General features: G+C 62.3%; 26 protein-coding genes. 1 reads left to right on the plus strand and 25 read right to left on the minus strand.

All coding sequences use genetic code 11. The annotated features are described in order from the left end of the window. Window positions 1-52 precede the first annotated feature (52 nt). Window positions 53-412, plus strand: coding sequence for a sunset domain-containing protein (locus NA2_RS19905; protein ID WP_008599045.1), 360 nt, complete (start codon window positions 53-55; stop codon window positions 410-412). 400 nt (window positions 413-812) lie between these two features. Here NA2_RS19905 and NA2_RS21350 read toward each other — a convergent pair whose 3' ends face one another. The 25 genes from NA2_RS21350 to gpW all read right to left on the minus strand — a co-directional run bounded on the left by NA2_RS21350 (window position 813) and on the right by gpW (window position 18,471). Then, complete coding sequence (locus tag NA2_RS21350; protein ID WP_051011699.1) at window positions 813-1,415, minus strand: DUF4376 domain-containing protein; 603 nt, start codon at window positions 1,413-1,415, stop codon at window positions 813-815. Further along, on the minus strand, window positions 1,412-2,332 hold the full coding sequence (locus NA2_RS21355; protein WP_008599047.1) for a hypothetical protein: 921 nt from the start codon (window positions 2,330-2,332) through the stop codon (window positions 1,412-1,414). Before NA2_RS21355 ends, NA2_RS21350 begins: the two co-directional genes overlap by 4 nt. Continuing rightward, a complete protein-coding gene (locus NA2_RS19920) occupies window positions 2,322-2,540 on the minus strand; it encodes a hypothetical protein (RefSeq protein WP_008599048.1) in 219 nt (72 codons plus the stop codon). The genes NA2_RS21355 and NA2_RS19920 overlap by 11 nt, the downstream gene beginning before the upstream one ends. A 25-nt stretch (window positions 2,541-2,565) precedes the next feature. Next, window positions 2,566-2,856 (minus strand): hypothetical protein, encoded by a 291-nt coding sequence (locus tag NA2_RS21360; protein ID WP_008599049.1) that lies wholly within the window; start codon window positions 2,854-2,856, stop codon window positions 2,566-2,568. Then, window positions 2,840-3,340, minus strand: coding sequence for a hypothetical protein (locus NA2_RS21365; RefSeq protein WP_008599050.1), 501 nt, complete (start codon window positions 3,338-3,340; stop codon window positions 2,840-2,842). The genes NA2_RS21360 and NA2_RS21365 overlap by 17 nt, the downstream gene beginning before the upstream one ends. Continuing rightward, window positions 3,337-3,774 (minus strand): hypothetical protein, encoded by a 438-nt coding sequence (locus NA2_RS19930; RefSeq protein WP_157188336.1) that lies wholly within the window; start codon window positions 3,772-3,774, stop codon window positions 3,337-3,339. Before NA2_RS19930 ends, NA2_RS21365 begins: the two co-directional genes overlap by 4 nt. Continuing rightward, window positions 3,767-4,153 (minus strand): hypothetical protein, encoded by a 387-nt coding sequence (locus NA2_RS19935; RefSeq protein ID WP_081582736.1) that lies wholly within the window; start codon window positions 4,151-4,153, stop codon window positions 3,767-3,769. The genes NA2_RS19930 and NA2_RS19935 overlap by 8 nt, the downstream gene beginning before the upstream one ends. Further along, window positions 4,146-4,556 (minus strand): hypothetical protein, encoded by a 411-nt coding sequence (locus NA2_RS19940; RefSeq protein ID WP_008599053.1) that lies wholly within the window; start codon window positions 4,554-4,556, stop codon window positions 4,146-4,148. The genes NA2_RS19935 and NA2_RS19940 overlap by 8 nt, the downstream gene beginning before the upstream one ends. After that, the gene (locus tag NA2_RS19945) at window positions 4,556-7,225 is read right to left on the minus strand and encodes a phage tail protein (protein ID WP_040678762.1); all 2,670 of its coding nucleotides are present in this window, start codon (window positions 7,223-7,225) and stop codon (window positions 4,556-4,558) included. Before NA2_RS19945 ends, NA2_RS19940 begins: the two co-directional genes overlap by 1 nt. A 2-nt stretch (window positions 7,226-7,227) precedes the next feature. Next, on the minus strand, window positions 7,228-7,641 hold the full coding sequence (locus tag NA2_RS19950) for a DUF6950 family protein (protein ID WP_008599055.1): 414 nt from the start codon (window positions 7,639-7,641) through the stop codon (window positions 7,228-7,230). After that, window positions 7,638-8,270 carry a hypothetical protein gene (locus NA2_RS19955; RefSeq protein WP_040678764.1) on the minus strand — a complete coding sequence of 211 codons (633 nt, stop codon included), beginning with the start codon at window positions 8,268-8,270 and terminating at the stop codon, window positions 7,638-7,640. The genes NA2_RS19950 and NA2_RS19955 overlap by 4 nt, the downstream gene beginning before the upstream one ends. 9 nt (window positions 8,271-8,279) lie before the next feature. Next, complete coding sequence (locus tag NA2_RS19960) at window positions 8,280-8,939, minus strand: hypothetical protein (protein WP_008599058.1); 660 nt, start codon at window positions 8,937-8,939, stop codon at window positions 8,280-8,282. Next, entirely contained in the window at window positions 8,939-11,020 is a 2,082-nt protein-coding gene (locus NA2_RS19965) for a coiled-coil domain-containing protein (protein ID WP_008599059.1), read from the minus strand. Before NA2_RS19965 ends, NA2_RS19960 begins: the two co-directional genes overlap by 1 nt. A 204-nt stretch (window positions 11,021-11,224) precedes the next feature. Continuing rightward, entirely contained in the window at window positions 11,225-11,641 is a 417-nt protein-coding gene (locus NA2_RS19975) for a hypothetical protein (RefSeq protein ID WP_008599061.1), read from the minus strand. 2 nt (window positions 11,642-11,643) lie between these two features. Next, entirely contained in the window at window positions 11,644-12,072 is a 429-nt protein-coding gene (locus NA2_RS19980) for a phage tail tube protein (RefSeq protein WP_008599062.1), read from the minus strand. A gap of 27 nt (window positions 12,073-12,099) precedes the next feature. Then, window positions 12,100-12,489 carry a hypothetical protein gene (locus tag NA2_RS19985; protein ID WP_008599063.1) on the minus strand — a complete coding sequence of 130 codons (390 nt, stop codon included), beginning with the start codon at window positions 12,487-12,489 and terminating at the stop codon, window positions 12,100-12,102. Window positions 12,490-12,503: 14 nt separating this feature from the next. Continuing rightward, entirely contained in the window at window positions 12,504-12,833 is a 330-nt protein-coding gene (locus tag NA2_RS22480) for a head-tail joining protein (RefSeq protein WP_420798717.1), read from the minus strand. Between the two features lies 1 nt (window position 12,834). Further along, entirely contained in the window at window positions 12,835-13,044 is a 210-nt protein-coding gene (locus tag NA2_RS22080) for a hypothetical protein (protein ID WP_157188337.1), read from the minus strand. Beyond that, complete coding sequence (locus tag NA2_RS19990; protein ID WP_008599065.1) at window positions 13,016-13,426, minus strand: hypothetical protein; 411 nt, start codon at window positions 13,424-13,426, stop codon at window positions 13,016-13,018. Before NA2_RS19990 ends, NA2_RS22080 begins: the two co-directional genes overlap by 29 nt. A gap of 84 nt (window positions 13,427-13,510) precedes the next feature. After that, window positions 13,511-14,542 (minus strand): major capsid protein, encoded by a 1,032-nt coding sequence (locus NA2_RS19995; RefSeq protein WP_008599066.1) that lies wholly within the window; start codon window positions 14,540-14,542, stop codon window positions 13,511-13,513. Between the two features lie 66 nt (window positions 14,543-14,608). Next, entirely contained in the window at window positions 14,609-14,962 is a 354-nt protein-coding gene (locus NA2_RS20000; protein WP_008599067.1) for a head decoration protein, read from the minus strand. A gap of 68 nt (window positions 14,963-15,030) precedes the next feature. Then, window positions 15,031-15,564, minus strand: a complete 534-nt coding sequence (locus NA2_RS20005; protein WP_008599068.1) for a hypothetical protein — start codon at window positions 15,562-15,564, stop codon at window positions 15,031-15,033. 23 nt (window positions 15,565-15,587) lie between these two features. Continuing rightward, the gene (locus NA2_RS20010) at window positions 15,588-16,502 is read right to left on the minus strand and encodes a S49 family peptidase (RefSeq protein WP_008599069.1); all 915 of its coding nucleotides are present in this window, start codon (window positions 16,500-16,502) and stop codon (window positions 15,588-15,590) included. After that, window positions 16,499-18,238 (minus strand): phage portal protein, encoded by a 1,740-nt coding sequence (locus NA2_RS20015; protein WP_051011701.1) that lies wholly within the window; start codon window positions 18,236-18,238, stop codon window positions 16,499-16,501. The genes NA2_RS20010 and NA2_RS20015 overlap by 4 nt, the downstream gene beginning before the upstream one ends. Then, a complete protein-coding gene (gene gpW / locus NA2_RS20020; protein WP_008599074.1) occupies window positions 18,235-18,471 on the minus strand; it encodes a gpW family head-tail joining protein in 237 nt (78 codons plus the stop codon). Before gpW ends, NA2_RS20015 begins: the two co-directional genes overlap by 4 nt. Between the last annotated feature and the right edge of the window lie 5 nt (window positions 18,472-18,476).

Below are 18,476 nucleotides of genomic sequence, written 5' to 3' on the forward strand. Positions count from 1 at the left end.
GTGGGGTTTTCTAGAACGATCGCTTCAGGGCGAAGTGCTAGGACTCACGCGGATGACAGGCACTGTTCACAAGCTCAGGCGGCTCAAGCACGCCGATCCGGAGAAGTTCAAGGTTCTGGCCGAGGACCTGGAGCCTCGCCGTAGTTGGCCTATGTGGTCCGCGGCACTGCTGTGCGTCAGCCTTGGGCTCGGCTATTTCGCCGACGATCTCCTCGACGGCCGATGGCTGGCGGCGATGCCGGGGTCGGGCTGTGCCATCAAGGGCAACATCTCTGACGACAATCAGCGCATCTACCACCTGCCCGGTCAGGACTACTATCGAAGAACTCGGATCGATCTCGTCCGCGGCGAACGCTGGTTTTGCAGCGAGAGTGAGGCCCGGGCTGCCGGTTGGCGTAGATCTCGGATATAAGTGCACGCACTGGCGGGCGGGGCTCAGGCAGCACGCGGAACAATAACTGCGGGCCCGCCAGGACCCTGATTGCTCTCGATGAGCAAAATCACTATGTTTCTAACGCGGTCACAAACGTGATCGTGGGGCGTCGTAACCCCTCACAGAGCAGCCTCAGTGCGGCTGCAAATAGCACTCCTCGGTCTTGGTCGGGGAGGCCGGCGCTTATGTCCAGGGCGAGAGCCTAAAGGCGCCGGCGCTCTTACTCTGTGAGAGTTACGAACTCCCCGACTCGAGCCGAAAGGCATGGCATGATGAGCTTCTGGTTTTGGGGTCCGGCCTACATTATTGGAGCAGTGATCATCGTTGAGATCATCACTCGCATGGTTCGACTAAGCGCTGCCAGGATCGAAGATCAGGATCATGGCCACCACTGATCGCTGGTAACGTCCTCAGGTATGCCCGCTTCGAATGGCGCATCGCCATCCTTCATAGCCCATGAAACGGCCATAACCGCCTCTATCCACGCCATTCCGGCGCTCAACAATTCGACCATCTGAGCAGGCGTCAAGATATGCTTCAGATTGTTGGCGTCTCGCACAGTCATCACCGGATCAGTCACCCCTGAAGCGACAAGCGTCTGTGCCTTCACCAATAGCCCCATGAGCAAGAGCTGGTCGCGCCCGCGTCCCGTCAAAGGCACATCTCCGTAGCCAGAAACCGAGAATGCGCGGCCCCTTGAGATGCGCCGCTCACGCTCTGCGTTGACATGCACGCCGGTCGTCGGCCCGCGCATCGCGTTGAGCTCGGCCTGCCAGTCGGTTTCCGCCTGCATGCGCGCGGCCTCGAATGCGGCAATCCGCGCCGGTGTCCAGTGGGCCGCGATCTGTGACTGTGCTTCGGTTGGCAGATCGTCTACCGCCGCACCGGGCAGGCGCACCTCACGAAAGAATGCGCCGCCATCAGCGAACCTTAAATTGACAGGCCCTGCGTCTGTCAGTTGGATTTCTTCCAAGATCATCATGCAGCCTCATAAACCATGTTGCCGTAGACGGTGACGGTCCCGGTCACCTGCGCGGCATTGAGTGGTTCAGTCCCGGATGTCTGTGACCACCTGTAGAGACGGACCGTGTTCCCGCTTAGCATGAAGCCCGTCCACATCGTGTAGGGTGTGCCCAGATCGAAGCCTGTCCAGAAGCCGCTATGGAACAGAGGCCGCTTTACGGTTCCAGAAGCCATGGGAAAGGGTAGACCACCTATGAGGAGTTGACCGTCAGCTCCGCCCAGGTTGGTCACGACAAGATAAACCGTCACATAAGTGAGCTTGCCGATCTGGACGTATGATCCTTGTTGCTGCACGTAGGTGGGCGAACCAGCCACCGCTAGGCCGGACAGCGTTGAGGTGAAGAATCCCGTTTCATAGGGTTGTAGTGCGGCGCTTCCGAGTACTCCGCCATTCTTGAGGAGTTTTCCCGTGGCTCCGTCGAACAGAGCGACGCCACCGTCTGCTGCGCCAAGCGGACCAACCACATCGCCCGCAAAGTCACTGAGGTTCGCCAGCCCCATCGTTCCGGGGCCGGTGAAGAACGGCAACTTGCCGGCAGACCCTTCCAGCATCGCCAGTGCAGAGACTCCACCACTAGCGAGCAGCGCCCCAATCTCCTGCAGAGCCTGCCGGTAGGCGACATGATAGGGCGTGAACGTGATCCTGTAGTCCGCTGCAGCCTGCGTCGGACCGGGCCATGGATAGGCGAGCGTCAGCTGCGTGTTGCTGTCGACTGATGCAATCGGTATCGGCCGCCCCACGTGCTTGCCGAAATCGTCCGCCGGCCGCACGATCTGCAGCCAGTTGGTGCCCTGCCCCGTGACAAGGGTCTGTCCCTGCGTCACCGAAGCGGTCCCGCTATCGAGATAGCCCTGCTCATACAGATTACCCGCCATGTCCGGCCTCCTTCGCCGCGACGTCCTGCAGCTTGCCGTTGATTTTCGTCAGGCGCTCGACCTCCGCGTTCAGCGCATCAACCTCCATGCGCGCCTGTTCGAGCGCGGCAGAAAGGCCAAGCGTCCGCTTTCGATAGAACTCGTTGAGGGCCGCCGATTCGACGGCAAGCACCATCGGGCTCGCCGGCCCGTTCTGCTGGTCGCTCATGTTTTCTCCAGAGATTGCGTGGACTTCACAGGTGCTCGGTCAGCGCCCGGATTTCGTCACTCGTCGCGGCCGCGCGCACATCCGCTTTCAACACCCGGCGTGCATGGTCGATTGCAGCGAGCTCAGCGTCCTGCTCGGCTGCGCGCCTCACCACCGCGTCCCGGTCAGGAACCAGGTGACCGTCCGGCACGATCCGCTTCAACAGATGCAGAGCCGCCAATGGTCCGAGAACGGTATCGATGCGCGCCGCAAAGTGCTGGTCGATCAGATCAAGCGCCCGCTTGCGCGCGTGTTCGACCCTACTCAATCTCAACATCGAACGTCTCCTCGATGTATGGCCAGGGCGGTGCCACGCGGATCCGGAGCGGTCCCGCCTCGTCCACTTCCAGGCTGAACACGCCTTCCACCTCCACTTGAACCGCACTCGCCCAATCGGCTGGATCGAGCAGGAACGTAAGCGTCGTTGATCCGGGCAGATCGGAGAGCGAAACGACGCATCCCGCAATGTCGAGCGAGCAACCGCATGACGGTCGCCGTACGACCGCGCCATCGACCACATGGTCAGTCAGGATGTCGCACGCGGCGAAACGCATGCCGGGAGACGCCAACACGGGTTCTCCGTCCGCATCGAATAAGAGATGACCGGTTTCAGGATCGCGCGTCTGTTGCGCCGGCAATGGTTCGGGAGGCAGGTCGAGAAATTTGTGGCCGCGCTCGCGAAGCATCGCAGCCAGGCCGGTAGGGACCGGGTCGCTGACCACATGGATAATTCGCCCAGCTTCGTCATGCTCGATGATCATACGTCATAATCCCAGATCAGATATCGGACGGTGTAGTCATAGAGGTGCTCTCCCCCGTTCAGGTTCGGATACCTGAAGTTCGTGAAAGCGAACCGGTCGTTGAACACGTTGCACATATACGTGTAGCGGGTCGGCGAAACGAACCAGTTCAGGCACGATCCGATATGCTGCCAATGAAACGTCGTGCCGTGCCGGATGACCGAGAGAAAGACCATTGGCCGGCGCGCGTAGCTCCGGTTGAAATAGACGGTTACTGTTCGGAAACTCTCCAGATATCCATCGGGACGGTGGGAGAAGAATGACCCCTTCTGCAGCAATGAGAGCATCGACCACTGCGAATTAAAGGTCAGGTCTCTCTCGGCCGCGGTCAACACATCGACGCCCGGCTTCGAAACCCGCATCGATGTGGCATCCAGAACAACCCGATCAACCATCGGCCCGAACCCTCAGGACCGCATAGAGGCACCATCCGTTGTAGTTCAGATTGTTGTGGTAGATGTTCAGATTGATCGACGTGGTGCTGTTGTAGGTGGACCAGAAGCGGATGGCCGTATTGCTCGGATTGGTCAGGAATGTCAGTTCCGGAATGATCACCACTGCCGGCTTGTATCCCAGGTCGGGCACAATCACCGTCGCAGGTGCACCGTTCGTAACTTGCACGCGACCCGTCTGAACGACCTGCATCGAATCGAAGCCGGACTCGGTCGTGAACAACAGTTCTGCATCCGTCGCCAACGTCGCATCAACACCCGGTTTCGATATCCAGAGACCAAACTGCGCGCCCCTTCGTCCGAGGATGACCCGATCAACCATAGATATTCCTGCAGACGTAGTATCGAACGAGACGTGAACCCGGGCCGATTGGCGCAGCAGTCGAGATCGAGATTTGCGCGAAGGTGTCCGTGATCAGGACATTCGCCGGCCAGTTGATGGTGTCGGTGCTCGTAATCAGGAACCACGTATTCAGGTCCGGCCCGACGCCAGACATGAGCGCGATGACGATTGGAGGGTTCGACAGACCGTTTGCGATCGGGATATTGAAGCCCGGCGGGTTGACGAATTCACCGCGGCTGATGATGTTTCCAGCCTCGATCCAGCGACTGTCGAATGACAGGTGCTCAGGCAGCAAGGACGGATCCAGAACGTCGAAGCCTGGACGGGAACCACGCAAAACGAAGGTTCCGTCGAATGCCCCGAGCACCAGCCTGTCGGTCATCAGTCACCCACCACGAATCGGTCATTGTCGAGCTCGAAGCGCGTCTTTCCGGTCGTGCCGAGGATCATCCCCGCGGTGACCGTGCCGATATGCGCCAGGTTCATCCTCCAGACGCCGGCGGAATAGACCAGAGGGTTCACGACGCTGCCGCTGGAAAGGTCACCGAAGAAGAGGTTCTCCGCATCCAGTACCGCCCGGCTGCGCGGCGCACCGCTTGTGCGCGCGTCCAGAAATATGGATGCCTGCTCGAAGGTGACGCCATTGTCCGCACTCACCTGTAGCGCAGCGCGCGCCCAACCGTCGCCCGGTGATGCGCCGGACTGCACCCTGAACGTGCCGCTGGCCGACACCCCGTCGACCTTCGCGCTGACGGAAGTCAGCGCATCCGAAAGCGCCGTGACCTGCCCCTCCACCGTCGCGATCTCCGTTGTCAGCAGATCGACCGCCTGTGCGATATCCTCATCGACCGTCACCTCGAGGATCTCGAGGCGCTGCGCGAGAGCTTCCGTTTCGGTAGCAACCACCAGAACCGCCTCCTTGTAGGACGCGGTCAGGCCCTCGAAACTGGCAGTCGCCTCGCGACGCAGTTTCTGAATCTGGCCATACTGCTGGTCGAAATCGGCAAAATCCGATGTGGCATTATCGATTGCGCGCTCGATCGCCTCGCGCACATTGAATTCAACGAACTCGTTGCGCTCGCCGATGACCTGGTTGAGCCCCTCGAAATCGATATCGAGATAGACATCGAATTTCACATCCGGCGTTCGTACAGCAAGCCAGCCGCCCCATAGGCTCTTCCGGTTCGAGTATGGCAGGTAGCGCCCCCGAACCTGATAGTCGGTGGACGGCAGCAGCCCCTGCGAGATCATCAACTGACCGATCAGCACCTGATCCGTTCGACCTCGATAGATGACCTCGGCGGAGACGGCCAGACGCACTTCGAACTCGACACCCTTCGTGTCCTGTATCGCGCCGTACCACCCTAGCAGGATTGCCGGGCGCCTCGGCTGTCCATCATTGTCAGGCACGGAGGCTGGAGCCGCAGTCCAGTCATACATCACCTGCGGCGCTGGCTCGATCGGCCCCATTGGGCCGACGGTATAGGGCAACTTGTCGGTGGCCGGCGTCCAGGAATAGTCCCTCGGGTCCACCTCCTGAAGGGAGACGGCCTGGTTCGCGTTCTCCAGATCGTCCATGGCGGAGATCAGGAAGAGCTTATCCACATATCCGTTGTGCGCGCTCGACCACGAAACGGTATCCAGCGGTTCGAGCAACCATGCCTCCGGCGGCAGCGTGTGGCGATGACGGCGAAAGCGGCGGTTGTCCTCCATCAGCGCCTTCTGAAGGCGCTGCACCTGGATCGGGAACGGTACCGCATTGAACTCCTGCGCGGCCACCAGCTCGCGCCCGTCGTCCGCATCGACGAAGGCCTGATCGATGCGCCTCGGCGCATCTTTCATCGCCCACGCGGCAGCGGGTTCGGGATAGGTCGCACTCACGCCGTTGAACGTCTGCTCGAGTCCCGGATATGGGTCGATCGACTGGTCTTCCGTGATGGCGATGGCATCGTCCGAGAAGTAGTAGGACGGCAACGCCGGGGCACCGACATGAATCTTGTACACCCCGCCGATTTCCGCCATGCGCCCCGTGCAGGATTTGAGCAGCTCCTCGATCACGGAGAGCGGCGACTGGTCGAATGGTTTGATTTCGTAACCGCAGCGGAACTGCCGCTCGCCATCGATCACAACGTCGCATTCGTTCATCGCCGCGAACCAGTTCGATGGAGGCAACCGGCTGGCGGGAATCTCGCCGCCGAACACCAGCTCGCCCTCGTATCGAATACCACGCAGGATATTGTAGATGATCACCGCCGGATTGTCGGTGAAGGCATAGGTTTCTGGCTCTCCCCAGCGCTGCGTTCCCGTGCCACCAGCCGTATCGTCCTGGCGAGGATCGTAGAGCGGCAGACCTGAGACCTGCCAGATCGCTTCGGGCCGGTCACGGAACAGGTCACGGTTGAACTCGGCGGTCAGGATGACATAGGCCACGCCGCGCCCAACCATGTTGGCATTCCAGGCGCGCGCGCCGGCGCCGCCAAATGTCGCGATCAGGTTCGGGTCGGGCTGCGCGCGACCTTCGGGAAAATACTTGGCGAACAGCCAGTAGATGCCCGGATGATCCCCGTGCACAAACTCACTGAACGGGTAGCTGGTCGCTCCAAACCATGCAAACGAGCCTGGCCTGTCACCAAGACCCGGGTCCCGGACGATCTTCCGTCCGCGCATCCAGACCTCATTGGAGATCGCCGAGACCGGAAGATCGGAGAGACTGATCACCTGGGCGATTGCCGCGTTGGGCGTCGAGCGGACCTTGCCCCACGTATTCGCGTAGACCATGTGCCCCGCGGTAGCGTAGGTGCCGACGATGAAAGACATCGTCTTGTCGCCACCAACCCCGACGCGCGTCTTGATACCGGGCTGCTGCGGCTCCTCGTTCTTCATCATCAGCCGCTGGAGGAGCGACATGCCGACCTTCAGCGCGATGCTGAGCAGCACCTTGCCGATAGTCGTCGAGGTCAGCAGGCCGATCAGACCGGCAAGCGGGCCTGCATGCGCCAGTGAGACGGAAGCCAGCAGCAGCAAGATCGTCCAGAAAAACAATCGAACCATGATCAAATCCGAAATGCCCGCTCGGCTGAAAGCAGGTCGCTGGAGCCGATCCCGCCCTCGACGCTCAGGAAGAGTATGCGCGCGCCCTGCACAAGCCCAAGCGCATAGAGGCCAGCGTCATCAGCACGGATGGCGGCAATGTCGCCCACCTGCGCCTGCGACGGATGGATCTCGGCGAAATGCTTTGCAGCGAGGTCCGCGTGCGTGGCAAACCCTTCCGCCCTGAGCAGCCGCAACCCGCCCGCCAGCGAGGAATAGCGACCGCGGTAGCCAGCCGCGAAGTCGATACCCGTCATGGCCTCGACCCCGCCAGCAGAGAATAGTGCGCAATCATGCGTCCCCCAGGCGAATTCGCGGTCCTTCACGCTGTCGAAATAGGCGGCGAGCGCGGGCCGCCAAAAGGAAAAGCGTGTCATCCGATGGGCCCCGATTCCTCGCCCCAGGCGATCTCCCACTGGCCGACGACATCGGTGAACCTATAAATGCGATCTCCCAGCCGGCGCCGCTGGTACTCATCGGACTTTCGCGCTGCGGTTTTTCGGGTGAGCGCGCGCGTGTGCGAAACCACTTCCAGCCGGATACTGCCTTCTGCGCCGGCTTTCGGCCGCGTTTCAGGCGCGCCATTGATGAAGCCCAGAAAGCGCGGCACGGCAGGCGCGATCGGCAACCGCGTCGCACGATTGAGGTAGAGGCGGTGAATCTCTATGGGACCGTTTCTGGTGTCATAGCCCTTCACGGCCTGCAGGATGGCGGGATCCAGATGGCTGAAGGTAATGGTGACACGCCGAACTGTGAGATCGGAGACCAGCGGTATCGGCGGCACATGGAGCAGACTGCCCGCACCGTAGTATTTTCGCGTCACGTCGAGGCCCGTCTCCCCCGACACGACCGCGATATCGACATGCTCGAGACCAGTCCACAGGCCAATGCTCTCGGGCGCGCCATTTGCCCGGTTCTTCGCCGTGACCCACACCAGGTCACGATAGATCAGGCCTTCCCGCGCCTGAAGTTCCGCGGCTGTCGCCGCATCGACCGCTCGCACCATTTTCCTGCCCTATGGATGAAGGCGCTGAAGCGCCGAGAACGCGATCGCAACAGTCCCGAGATCGTCCGCTTCGCTCACATTCAAGGTGTTCGGCACGATCCGCATGAAGGCGGACGGTTTGATCAGTTCGACCGGACCACCAGTTGCGACACCCGGTCCGAAATGCGGTCGGACTTCAAAGGGCGCCGTCTCGCCCAGCGCATCTGCCAACGCCGGCTGGAGCAGCCGGTGCAATGTCCTGCGCACGGGGCCAACGCCATATTCGAATGACAGCATGTCGCCGCTTGAGAGCTGATAGCCTGCCGGCAATCCACCCAGACGCAACGACTTGTTGTCGGCCTCGATCGACAGCACCACGGGCGCGGCGCCGGCAAGCAGCGCGCCTTCAGGATCAAGGCGAGGAAAAGCGGTACGCGGATCGTAGAACAGGAAGGAGTGAAGCGAACCGTCTAGTGAATCGATCCGCGACTGGATGTCCAGGCCGTCATCGTGGAATGCGGTATGCAGCCGCACACTCGCTGACCAGAGTGGCGGCGCCAGCTCCCCGGTCAGGAACTGGCCACTGCCCAAACCGGACAACTCCTCGAAGCGCTGCAGGCGGAACGGAGCGGATGCAACGTTGATCGTGTCCTGGAAATCTGCGTGCGCCAGCGGGAAAACCAATGCCATCAGCCTCTTGCCCTTGGATCGTTGCTGATTTCCTGCACGCGGTCCGGCAGGCGCGCATCGAAGCGGCCGATCGCCTGCTGGCTCACCTGAACCGCGACGTTCTCGCTTTCGGCGCGGATCGTCGGACGAAACATCGGCCCCTCTTCACCGATCACGCGCAGGGTCACGAGGCCGCTTCCTTCACGCGCGCTCTCAGCCATCCTTTGCGGCATCGAGAACATTCCGATCCCGTGCCCCATGTTGATCGCCTCGAGCAGAGGCCGATACTTCTCGGCCGGACCAGCCTTGACGACGAATTCGCGCTGATGGGTCAGGCCGGCCACGTCGCTCGGATTGCCGTCTCCTGTCCACCCTCCCACGTCGAACAGGCCGACACCCTGTGTCGGCAGGCCAAATCCGCCGGGGAACATCTGGAAACCACCCGTCCCGCCGAACAGTCCTGCGAGCGGTCCTGTGCCCAGCAGCGCAGCCTGCGCGGCAGCAAATGCCAGCTGGATCGCCAGGCGCTTGACTGCGTCCTCGGCCCGGCCGGAATTGTCGATCATGGCCAGAAATGCGTCCTGTCCGGCCTGGAACAGGTACTCGAGAGACTGAGTTCGCGCCTCTTGCGCCGCCTTCAGAGATTCCTCGGCGGCACGCTGCGCCTCGATGCGGGTAACAAGCTCAGCAATCCGCTGCCCCTCGCGCGAAGCCGCATCGGCGCCTGCGTTTCGCAGTTCGTTCGATATCCGCTTCTGAAGATCGGTCTTCCCCATCTGCGAGAGTTCGAACTCGAGACCCGCAATCACGCGACCGATTGCTTCCGCTTCCCTGTCAGCCGCCTTGGCCGACCCCTGCGATGTGCTGTCAGCCTCCTTGCGCGCGACGGAGAGCTCCGCCAGCTTGCGCGCCTGCTCTTCCGTGAGGCTCGCCCCCTGAGACGACGCGTCGTTCAGGATGCGCTGCGTTTCAGCAGCAATCGCGCGCTCGCGGTTTGAGAGGGCGAGCTGCTCGTTATACTTCCTGATGAACTCGACTGAGGTGTCGATCTTCACTGTCGCTTCGCTGTCTGCCTGCGGGCGATCCCGTCCAGCCAACACGCCTTCGCGCTGGCGATCACGCTCGCTGAGCAGCGAGAGGCTTGCATTGAGACGGCCTATCGTGGAATCGATCTCCTGGCGCTGGAGTTCGAAGGCCTTCCCAACCAAACTGGATTGCCGCTCCTTCAACTCGAAAATCTGCTTCTCGATCTCAAGTCGCTGTCTGCCGTCTTCGCGTGCACTATTCTCAAGGGCACTGCTCTGTTGGCTCTCGAAAGACCTGTAGCTGTTTAGAAACTCAAACCAAGCGCTGGTCGCGCCGATGATCGCCCGCTTCATTGACGTGCCAATCGTGGTCGTGATGACACTGAACTGCCGATCAACCTCCTCGGCTTTGCGGATCATGTCTGAATCCATAACAAGGCCGAGGTCACGCGCCGCCGCAATCTGCTCGCGAATACCCTTCTCGCCCCTGTCGATGAGTTCGACAAAGCGCTCGCCCGCTGAGCCGCCGAAAAGTTCGTCCGAGATACGGATGCGCGCAGCCTGGTCGAACTGCTCCAGCTTGCCGATGATCTCGGTGAACAGCGCCGACGGATTCTTCAGCTTGCGCGCCAGCTCTTCCGAGGAATAGCCGAGCCGACCAAACGCCTCTGCGCCCGAACCGCGCCCGGTGGCCACAAACTCGTCGGCCCGCAGGTTCAGTTCCTTCAGGCCGTCGGTGAGGATATCCACGCCGATGCGGTTCTGCTCGGCGACGAACTTCAGTTCCTGGAACGCCTCGACATCGACACCGGCCTGCTTGGCCTGTCGTCCGACTTCAGCAACAGACTCAGCGGTCTGCCGAACCTTGCCGATGACGGCTGTCGCACCGATGGCCGCGAACAAGGCCGGGACGGCTCGCAGTGGCGCCATGATGGACTCGACACCCGAGCGCGCTTTCCCCATCGCACCGCCGATGGCCGACCCAGTGGACTGCGCGTCGCGCCGGATCTTCCCCCACGCCGCATCGATGCCGGACGTGTCGCCGCCAATTCGGTAGCGGAGGTCTTCGTTAGCCAACGTCGCGTCCCTTGCTCAACCGCTTACTGTCACGTGCCGCTAGCGCCATCTTTGCGGCCTCATAGGCTTCCCGCGTCGGTGGTGCGGTCTTCACTTTCTTCGCGCCGGACGAGATCGCCCAGCCTTCCCAGGCCGCACGGAAGTAGGCAAATCCCGACTGCCAGAACTCGCCCTCGGTCCAATGCAGGACCCCTCCTGCGAACTTCATCCATTCACCAAAGGGGAGCCGCTCGATTGGCCGAACGCGCGCGCCAGCAGGCCGAGCGCCATGGCCTGCATCTCCATTTCGCGTTCGGCCTGCGCTTTTTTTGCTTCGTCCTCCTCGGCTGGCGTCAGGCCGGACACCGCACCGGAGACCGCTGCGAAGACCGCCGTCAGACCGGCAGCTCCATTGACCTTCGGCCACAACACGTTCGCCTGGTCTTCTCCGACAACGATGGCCAGCGCGGCCAGGAGGGTTTCGGGCTTTCGCGCAAGAAGGGCATCCTGCAGGCCTTCAAGCGTTTCGGTTTTTGTCGCGGCCATCAGCCTCGCGATGTGGTCAAGCGAAACCCGCAGGATGACGGGCCGCGCATCGGGCAGTGCAAGGCGCCTCTCCCCTCGCCAGACGTTCTCCGTCATGGTCAGATAGCCGTGTAGGCGATCTCGCCCGAAGCCTGCACTTCGGCTGAGAAATTCATGTCATTGTCGAGGTCGCCCGAGAACTCAAAATTGGGCACCAGCCAGTCGCCCACGAAGTCGCCATAGCCCGGCACGAAGGCGCGATATCCCGCAAGCACCGTCTGGTTGACCGCTGCGTCGGCCAGCAACTTCCCCGCCGCATCGTCATCGAAAATGCCGGAGCCGGAGAAGTTCACGTCCTTACCGCCATATTTACGGACACGCACGGGCGGCTGGGCGCGGTCGGTGCAGTTCGCCCGCTTGGACTCGATGATGTCATTGAGTATGCGGAAGTTCGTGGTGTTGATGCCACAAACATTCTCCCAGTCCGCCGGCGCAGGCTGACCGGTCGGACGCTGGAGGATGAGAAGGCGGCCGAGCTGTGTCGACATGACAAGTTCTCCTTGAGAAAAGCGGGATCAGGACACCCGCAGGTGGTAGGTAAGGGATAGTTCCCAGATCGGACGTTCGCCGCCGGGATAGGGCGTGACCGAGCTTTCGACGTGGGTGCAGTCCTGGCAGACACCGCCGAGCGTTGGATCCGCGTCGAGCGCCGCTTCGATCCAGATAGACGCATCATCGCATTGGTCATCACCACCGACGGTTTCCGCGATGAAGGCGGAAACGGTCAGGCGCGGTTCACGGCGCTTGCGCTGTGCTCCACGACTGACCGACTCGTTCGGAATCGCCACGACAATGCATGGACAGACGCTGGGTTCGGGTAGCGCTCGTCCGTTTCCCTTCTGGACGTTCCATCCCGGAGGCGCGGCGGCCGCGAGCAGGGTTCTGACCTGTTCGCGTATCAGCATTCTGGGATGTGGCATCATCCGCGCTCTAGTTCACAGCGCACCATGCCGCGCCCATCGGGTAGTGGCTCGCGGACAACCCAGGTCACCCCGCCAAGCACCATCCGATCGCCGTCCTTCAGTCCGGGCACATCGACTACAGCGAAGGACACCCTTGGCGTCATCCCGTTGAGGCCCGGCTCGCCATATCCAGAACCGGTGATGACCTCACCCGACGGACCGCGGACGATGGCGCGGACGGGCGATGCGAGCGGAACTCCGGATATGGTCACTTCGCACGAAACCCCGAACGCATCGAGAAATGCACCGGGCATGTCCGCGAACACTGGATGAGGGGGGATCGGCATCTCACGAACCAGGCTCTGAGAGGCCGGCCTGTGGCGGCACAACGGCAGGATCCGCTTCGAGGCGACCGAAGCGTGCGTCGAACTCGTCGGCCTTCGCACGGCTCACTGTCGCGCGACCGCCGGCCGACACGCGTTTGCCCTCGTGATCGCGAATGGCAACCGGCCAACGTCCGGTCACGGTTTCAGGCTTTTTCGCCATCGTCTTCACCATCGCTGGTATTCGCCGCTTCCGCCTCGAGCTCGGTGACCCGGTCCGCAAGGACCTGGTTGTCCGCCGCCAGCGTTTCGCAATCGGCCTTGGTTGCCGCGAGAGTGGCTTCCAGAGTGGCGATCTGATCCTTGAGCGCCCTTTCCTCCTTCGCGAAACCTTCGGAGACTGATTTCAGCTCTTTCTCGAAAGCCACACGCGCATCGGTGGATTGACCACCGGGCCCCTCGTTCTCCCTGCCGCTCCAGGCCCCAAACTCCTTCTCGATCCTCTCGGCCTCCTCGCGCGTCAGGCCGGTCTTGCCGCCGATCGGAACGTCGGCGCCCGGCGCATAGCAGTGCGCGCCGAGCACGATCGAGGTTTTGAAACGCTGTGTCTTCGACATGGTGACTTCTCCTTTGCTTGCTGCGCGTGTCTCCCGCAGCCCTTCGCCGGATGATCCGGCGAAGGGTTGAAGGCGGCACGCGGATCAGCGCACCAGTGCGAACAGCGAGGCGTTCGGTTCCGGCATGATCGGCAGCGGCGCGGACTGGGTCTGAACAACCGTTCGGCTGGGGTTCTTCTCGATCCACATGTCGGGGAAGCGTTCCACGGCGCGGAGCGCCTCGTTGTCGAGGATCGCGCCATAGGCAAAGTGACCGTTGAAGCCGAACGGGTCGAACAGGCCGACGCCGAAGCTCGGCCAGAAATTGCTCTTCACACCGGCCACGGTGTAGGGTTGCGAATACTGCACGAAGGTCAGCTGGCCAATGGTTCCGAGAACCGTATGGTAGACGCCTTCCGCACCGGTCGAGACCGGCCCAAGCTGGAATTTCCCGCCGTCCTGACGGCGGTTGTCGAGGGCATCGAGAAATCGCTGCGATTTCTTCAGGTATCCAGCGGCGCCCGGTCCGAGGACGACGGTCCGGGCGGTAAAGCCATCCGTGTCGGCAAGCAGCTGAACCCAGGCCTCCACATCGTCGTAAGGATCGACGCCGGCTTCACCCCAGCGTGCCGCGCCTGCCAGCGCGATCGACAGGGCCGCATCGCGACCGAAATCCACCGTTTGCGTCGGATAGTCCGCACCCTCGACGATGACAGTGCCCGTGCGCAGCGCCTGGCTGCACATGGCTTCCTCACGGCGCGTGATGCGGAGATCCTGATCGTCGATAAGCATCGCCAGATTGTATGCGTAGCGCTGCGCCGGGCTCATGCCACCGGCGAGCCGCTCGCCGGGAATGCGGATCATGTTCTGGCCGGGACGCAGCGTGTTCTGCGGCTTGACATAGGCCGGCGTGAAGCTGGTCACCTGAAAGCCGCGGTTGCTGGAATCCTTGCCAGGAACATCGGGGTGCACGAAGGGAGCCAGCTCCCGGTCGGGCAGGATCCTGTCAAAGACGATCTCCTCCTGATCGGACAGCACCACAGTGCTGAACATGGTGCTGCGCAGGAAGGCTTCCGGTCGGTCGCGCGGCGGAAGAACGGCGACCAGTTCCGCCGTGTTGAGAAGAATGTTGCTCATGGGATTGACCCTTTCAATTCGGTCGTCGTCCGAACGGCGGCTGCCGCCGGATCGGGGCGGTTGAGTTCAGGCGAGCTTACGCACGAAGAGCGACCGGCCGGCGGTACGGAAGGCGGCCTCGACGCTGTCGGCATCATGACCGGCGCCGAAATGCAGCTTGCTCGCGTCGAGACCGGCCGACGCATATGCGGCGACTACGACGTCATTGCCGGAGCCATCAGCGTCGAAGGCCAACACGATCGCCGGAACCTCGGACCCGTCGGCTGCGGCGGCCAGCGAGATCGTGTATTTGTCGGTGGCGGTGATGCGGCCAAGGACTGTGCCCCGTTCGTACGGCCCGCCTGTCAGCGTCACGTTGCGCGTGACCACCGGGATATCCGAGACGATCAGGTCGTTCGGTGCATAGGTTGCAGTGTTCATGACTGTCTTCCTCGTTTCGTGGCCCACGCGGGCCGATTGTGGGGAAGGTCCGGCCGTAGCCGGACCGTTCAGACGTTCTTGGGTTTGCGCCCGTGCATCGACTGAATGACCTCCTGCACACCGGCGACGAGCGCCTGGCGCTCATTGCCCGCGCCTGCGGCACTGCCCGAGCCAATCTTCGGGCTTCGCCCCTTCATGCGGCCGGCGAGGCTTCCGGTCCCAGCACTCGAGTGTTCGAGAAGTGCGCCGGCCTCCTTGGCGGAATAGAAGCGCTCCCCGAAGGCAAGCTCGGCGGCAAGACCCGGATTGGCATCAGCTTTGGGATGGGTGAGGATGGAGCGAATGCGGCCCTGCTCGGCGCGGCGCACACGAGCGGTAGAGGCCTGCGGCTGCTTCTCTTCGTCTTCGGCATCCTCGGGGCGCTCGTCATTCTCGGCAGACGTGTCTTCTTCCTCGGATTCGGCGGCGGGCTGCTCTTCGTCATCCTCTGCGCCGGTTTCCACCACTTCTTCGTCGAGATTCTCCTCCGGCTCGCTCTCAAGCCGCGAGCCCTTCTTCCGTCCACGCACGGCGGCGAGGACGCTTGCAGTCAGCGTCGACATCAGTCTCTCCTTTGTCGCTGGTTTCAGCCGGCCAGGCGGCCGAGCTCCTCTTCGAATGCGGCAAGCACCTGGCTGGGCCGCGCAACCGCGTCAGCAAGGCCGAGGTCGACCGCTGCCTGACCGCGAAAACACATCGCTTCCGTCGCCATGGCAGCGTCGAAGCTCAAACGACCGGCGCGGAAGCGTGAGACCGTTTCCGCGAAATCCCTCCGCATCTCCTCCATCTCGGCGAGCGCCTCTTCCAGCACATGCTTGGGGATCGGGCCGTAGGAGTTAAAATCGTCCTTTCGCGCGCCAGCCTTCATGATGGTGACATCGAGGCCCTGATTGGCGAGCCATTTGCTGACGTCGACATGCATGGATATGACACCGATGGAACCCGCCTGGCCGTTTCGCGGAATGACGACCTGACGCGCCGGCGCGGCGAGCAAATAGCCGGCGGACAAGGCATGATCGGTCAGGATCGCTATGGTGGGCTTTGCCTGCGAAAGCTCGAAAAGGCGCTCCGCGCAATCGAAGGCACCGGTCACCTCGCCGCCGAAACTGTCCACTTCGACAACGACACCATGAATGGAATCGTCCGTCCTGCAATCGTCGGCCTGCAAACCAATGGCCTCATAAGTCGTCTGGCCGGAGGACTTTCCGATCCACTTGCCCTTGTTGATGAGTGTGCCCTCGACTTCGATCAGGGCAATTCTGTCGGAGAGCCGCTTCGGACCGCGATAAGCAGGCTGGCCCCATCCATCGACCTCATCGCGCAGAGTGTCGCCGACGATACCGAACTGTTCACCGCCATGAACCACGGCCTCGGCATCCGGCATGCCCAGCACACGCGGCCCGAAGGCGCGGGCAATCACATTGCCCTTTCCCTCATGCAGCATGAGGGGAGTGTTGAACATGCGCGCCGCGATCTCGGGATAATGCGTCGACCTGCTCATGCTGCTCTCCTCCGGATCGCGGGTATGCCCAGAGGATGGCGTCGGGCTTCGGATCTTTGCCCGTTCACCTCTTCCTCGATTTCGTCGTCTGTTTCCTTCGTCTCGGTAACGGTCTTGCTCTGTGTCCGCGTCTCGGGCTGCGCACTGTCCGGATCAAGTCCGAGTTTTGTGTAGAAGTCGCGCTCGCGCTTCCTCTGAAGCGCGTTCACCTTCCAGTCGCGGCCCTGCTCGGCGGCTTCTTGCTGAAGCGTCGACAAGTTGGACGAGATGCGGATGCCCGCCGCCTGCGCCTCGCGCTGCGGGTCGATCCAGCCCCGGCCGGGCCCGATCCACTCAGCATGACACCATGCGGCCGGGTTATGATCGAAGGGGACGGCATGCGCCGGGAGCACGATCAGCCGCTTGTCGAACATCTCTTCCAGGAAGGCGCGATAGATGCGGCCCATGAACTGTGCTGCGAAATTGTTCTTCCGGCTGGTCAGCCCCTTCCAGACCTCGAGCAGCGCCGCGCGGGCCGAGGAGTAGTTCACCTTTGACCAGTCCATGGTGAGCTGCTCATAGGACAGGCCGACGGCGCTTGCGATCTTGCGCAAGGCAGCATTGACGAAAGCCTCGAAATTCACGTTCGGATGCTCAGGCCGCGTAAACTTCGCGGTTTCGCCAGGCTGAAGTGTGTTCACCCGCACGCCTGGAAGGTTGATTGGCGCCGCGTCGTAATAGGCCTGCTGCGCCTCAGCCAGCGCGCCATACATGCTGCCGACGGCGGACGTGCCGTCCGCGCCGAGCGAGTCCATCAGTTCGTCGGGATCGAAGGGCGTTTCGATGAAAGCCGCCATCACGGCATTGAGCAGCGCCGCCTGGGTTTCGAAATCCTCATAATCCGTCGCCTGCTTGATCGAGCGGATCACCGGAGCCCAGTTCGATGCACCACGCGTCATGCCAGCGCGCGCCGCCTCGAAGGCATGGACGACTATCGGCCTTCCCCATTCGGTTTCCCGCTCGACACGGTCCCATTGCCATTGGTTGGGCATTCCCATGAAAACGTCGCCGGGATGCGCGCGGCGGAAGTGATAGGCCACGGCGGCGCCGTGATCGTCGATCTCGACACCGTCGCGCAGCGTCTTGTCATCCATCCTGCCCATGGGATTCGAACACCGGCCCGGATCGACAACCTGCACTGCGGTCTGGAAGCCCGGCGCGTCATCGCGCCAGATCAGGATGGCCATGGCTTCACCATCGGCGCCGAAGCGATGTCGTGCAGCAAGCCCGAGGATGCCCGCCATGTTCTTCGAGCGCTCGGCGTCGCACCACATGTCGACATCCAGCGTATAATCCCGCCACAGGGCCTCGATCCGATCGGCGATTTCCTCCGCCTCGTCATAGCTGAGGTTGAGCGAGGCATAGTTCGGCTTCGCCGACAGGATCCAGCCCGATCCGATGATGTTGTCGACGAGCCGCGTCACACCGGCGGAAGCCCAGCCGTCGTTTCGCGCCACATCGTTCAGCCGGTCGACCAGGCTTTCCCGATCCCAGCGCAGAGCCGAATGCCCTGACCAGGTGCGCGGCCTCCACTTGGCGAGCGACGGATTGTCGTATCCCGCCCCCTGATAGGCTGTGGACGCCATCAGGCGGTTGCGCGCCATCTGCGCCCGGGCAGCGCTGCGCATGGCAGGAGGCAGCGGCGCGCCGCTCGGCCCCATCAGGGCGGGAGCCTCACCAGATACCCTCGGTGTCATCCGAACGTTACTCCCCTGCTTCTCGCCCGTCCGCTCGCGCGTTGGCCGAGCTGCGCCTCGAGACGGCGAATGAAGGCCCGTAATGAAGCGCGGTTCGCGGCAGAGAACGTCACCTGCTCACCCTCGTATGAAACGCTCGCCCTGAGGCTTCCCGTCTCGAGCTTGAATTCAGCCACGCGCGCCTGTTCGAGCTGCGCCTCAAGCGCCGCTCGCTTTTCCGGGGTCAAAACCATGATGT

It is taken from the genome of Nitratireductor pacificus pht-3B (assembly GCF_000300335.1).
In the GTDB taxonomy this organism is placed as follows: Bacteria; Pseudomonadota; Alphaproteobacteria; order Rhizobiales; family Rhizobiaceae; genus Nitratireductor; species Nitratireductor pacificus.

Bases quoted from the DNA above. Each gene is read 5' to 3' on its own strand.
- NA2_RS19905 (WP_008599045.1), top strand. From the start codon at position 53: ATGACAGGCACTGTTCACAAGCTCAGGCGGCTCAAGCACGCCGATCCG.
- NA2_RS21350 (WP_051011699.1), bottom strand. From the start codon at position 1,415: ATGATGATCTTGGAAGAAATCCAACTGACAGACGCAGGGCCTGTCAAT.
- NA2_RS21355 (WP_008599047.1), bottom strand. From the start codon at position 2,332: ATGGCGGGTAATCTGTATGAGCAGGGCTATCTCGATAGCGGGACCGCT.
- NA2_RS19920 (WP_008599048.1), bottom strand. From the start codon at position 2,540: ATGAGCGACCAGCAGAACGGGCCGGCGAGCCCGATGGTGCTTGCCGTC.
- NA2_RS21360 (WP_008599049.1), bottom strand. From the start codon at position 2,856: ATGTTGAGATTGAGTAGGGTCGAACACGCGCGCAAGCGGGCGCTTGAT.
- NA2_RS21365 (WP_008599050.1), bottom strand. From the start codon at position 3,340: ATGATCATCGAGCATGACGAAGCTGGGCGAATTATCCATGTGGTCAGC.
- NA2_RS19930 (WP_157188336.1), bottom strand. From the start codon at position 3,774: ATGGTTGATCGGGTTGTTCTGGATGCCACATCGATGCGGGTTTCGAAG.
- NA2_RS19935 (WP_081582736.1), bottom strand. From the start codon at position 4,153: ATGGTTGATCGGGTCATCCTCGGACGAAGGGGCGCGCAGTTTGGTCTC.
- NA2_RS19940 (WP_008599053.1), bottom strand. From the start codon at position 4,556: ATGACCGACAGGCTGGTGCTCGGGGCATTCGACGGAACCTTCGTTTTG.
- NA2_RS19945 (WP_040678762.1), bottom strand. From the start codon at position 7,225: ATGGTTCGATTGTTTTTCTGGACGATCTTGCTGCTGCTGGCTTCCGTC.
- NA2_RS19950 (WP_008599055.1), bottom strand. From the start codon at position 7,641: ATGACACGCTTTTCCTTTTGGCGGCCCGCGCTCGCCGCCTATTTCGAC.
- NA2_RS19955 (WP_040678764.1), bottom strand. From the start codon at position 8,270: ATGGTGCGAGCGGTCGATGCGGCGACAGCCGCGGAACTTCAGGCGCGG.
- NA2_RS19960 (WP_008599058.1), bottom strand. From the start codon at position 8,939: ATGGCATTGGTTTTCCCGCTGGCGCACGCAGATTTCCAGGACACGATC.
- NA2_RS19975 (WP_008599061.1), bottom strand. From the start codon at position 11,641: ATGACGGAGAACGTCTGGCGAGGGGAGAGGCGCCTTGCACTGCCCGAT.
- NA2_RS19980 (WP_008599062.1), bottom strand. From the start codon at position 12,072: ATGTCGACACAGCTCGGCCGCCTTCTCATCCTCCAGCGTCCGACCGGT.
- NA2_RS19985 (WP_008599063.1), bottom strand. From the start codon at position 12,489: ATGCTGATACGCGAACAGGTCAGAACCCTGCTCGCGGCCGCCGCGCCT.
- NA2_RS22480 (WP_420798717.1), bottom strand. From the start codon at position 12,833: ATGCCGATCCCCCCTCATCCAGTGTTCGCGGACATGCCCGGTGCATTT.
- NA2_RS22080 (WP_157188337.1), bottom strand. From the start codon at position 13,044: ATGGTGAAGACGATGGCGAAAAAGCCTGAAACCGTGACCGGACGTTGG.
- NA2_RS19990 (WP_008599065.1), bottom strand. From the start codon at position 13,426: ATGTCGAAGACACAGCGTTTCAAAACCTCGATCGTGCTCGGCGCGCAC.
- NA2_RS19995 (WP_008599066.1), bottom strand. From the start codon at position 14,542: ATGAGCAACATTCTTCTCAACACGGCGGAACTGGTCGCCGTTCTTCCG.
- NA2_RS20000 (WP_008599067.1), bottom strand. From the start codon at position 14,962: ATGAACACTGCAACCTATGCACCGAACGACCTGATCGTCTCGGATATC.
- NA2_RS20005 (WP_008599068.1), bottom strand. From the start codon at position 15,564: ATGTCGACGCTGACTGCAAGCGTCCTCGCCGCCGTGCGTGGACGGAAG.
- NA2_RS20010 (WP_008599069.1), bottom strand. From the start codon at position 16,502: ATGAGCAGGTCGACGCATTATCCCGAGATCGCGGCGCGCATGTTCAAC.
- NA2_RS20015 (WP_051011701.1), bottom strand. From the start codon at position 18,238: ATGACACCGAGGGTATCTGGTGAGGCTCCCGCCCTGATGGGGCCGAGC.
- gpW (WP_008599074.1), bottom strand. From the start codon at position 18,471: ATGGTTTTGACCCCGGAAAAGCGAGCGGCGCTTGAGGCGCAGCTCGAA.